The following is a 1,389-nucleotide window of genomic DNA, read 5'->3' as shown; positions in this document are numbered from 1 at the left end:
ATGGCGTCCCCTAGGGGACTCGAACCCCTGTTACCGCCGTGAAAGGGCGGTGTCCTAGGCCACTAGACGAAGGGGACACGCTACAACATTCACTACCTGAAGCGTTCGGCTGTGTGCTTTACGCTGCAAGTGGCGCGCATTCTATGGATGGCTCGACAAAGCGTCAAGCCCTTTATCAAAATTTATTTAAATCAATGACTTCCCGTTCGACAGATGGCGGGTAGAGCATGCGTCCGGGGTTTGACGTTGCTTTTCTGGCGCCGCCTCGGCAAGCTCACGGCAATGTGCCAGCACCGAATCATAGTTGCAGATCGGCCAGCCATTGCCGATACGTATAAAAGGCAAGGCACGATCCGCTGGGCAGCACTGTTCGCCCCCCGGCGAACTCACTACACTCTTGCCAGGTGCAAAACTTTTTCATGATGAGGCGTTAACGGTGACACCACTACTGATCACCCTGCTTGTCGTTGCGGGTATCGCATTGCTGATCGTGATCGGCTACCTCAACAACATGGTCGAAAACGGCAAGCTCGAACGGGCACGCCTGAAGGTCGAGCTGGCAGACCGGCTGCGCCGCTGCGGCGAGATCAGCGAGACCTTCCCCGGCCAGTTCATGACCCCCGCCCTCAAGCTGCTGCTGACGCGCCTGGAGCTGAACCTCAATCAGCGCCAGCTGGCAATCGACAAGCACAGTGCAGCCCTGAAAACGCGCATCGCCGAACTCGACGGCCTGATCGCCAAGGGCGACAAGTTGCCGGTCAACAACCCACCGGCGCCGATCACCACCGAGGTCAAGGCCAAGGATGTGCGCTTTTTGCTCGAACTGCTGCATAACCAGATCGTGCGCGCCACCCAGGAGGGCTTCCTGAACACCAACGAGGGCAAGTACTGGGTCAAGGAAATCCGCCACATCCTGGTGTTGCTGCATATCGAGTTCTTCAACAACCTCGGCCAGCAAGCCCTGCAGCAGAACCAGCCGGGCCAGGCGCGCCTTGCCTTCGAACGCGGCGTGCAATACCTGCGCAAGCAACCCGAGCCCAAGCAGTATGAAGAGCAGTTGACCTACATGGAAAAACTGCTGGCACGCTCCAACGCCCAGGTGCTGGACCAAATGGAGCCTGCCGAGAACGACCAGAACGCGCTGACCGAAGGGCTGAAGACCGACGAAGAAGAAACCTGGAAAAAGCGGGTTATCTACGACTGAGTCAAGCCCGCCACATCGGCTAAGCGCAATTCTGCACCGGCCTCATCGCAGGCTGTCGCCAGCTCCCACAGTGACTGCGTCAGCAGCGATAGTGGTGCTTGGCCCGACGCCTGTGGGAGATCACCCAGCCCTTCCGGGCTGCGCTGTCGCGCAGAGAACTGGGCACCGTGGGAGCGGGCTTGCCC

1 protein-coding gene and 1 tRNA gene are annotated in these 1,389 nt (G+C 59.3%); one reads left to right on the top strand and one right to left on the bottom strand.

What is annotated here, in order from left to right:
• Position 1 precedes the first annotated feature (1 nt).
• Positions 2 to 77 (bottom strand) — tRNA-Glu (locus HU720_RS23910).
• Positions 78 to 436: 359 nt separating this feature from the next.
• Between HU720_RS23910 and HU720_RS23905 the strand changes: the two genes are divergently transcribed.
• Entirely contained in the window at positions 437 to 1,204 is a 768-nt protein-coding gene (locus tag HU720_RS23905) for a hypothetical protein (RefSeq protein ID WP_186523620.1), read from the top strand.
• The last annotated feature ends 185 nt before the right edge of the window (positions 1,205 to 1,389 follow it).

It is taken from the genome of Pseudomonas sp. SWRI51 (assembly GCF_014268825.1).
Taxonomy (GTDB): Bacteria; Pseudomonadota; Gammaproteobacteria; order Pseudomonadales; family Pseudomonadaceae; genus Aquipseudomonas; species Aquipseudomonas farsensis.
This window is presented reverse-complemented; position numbering and strand designations above follow the sequence as displayed.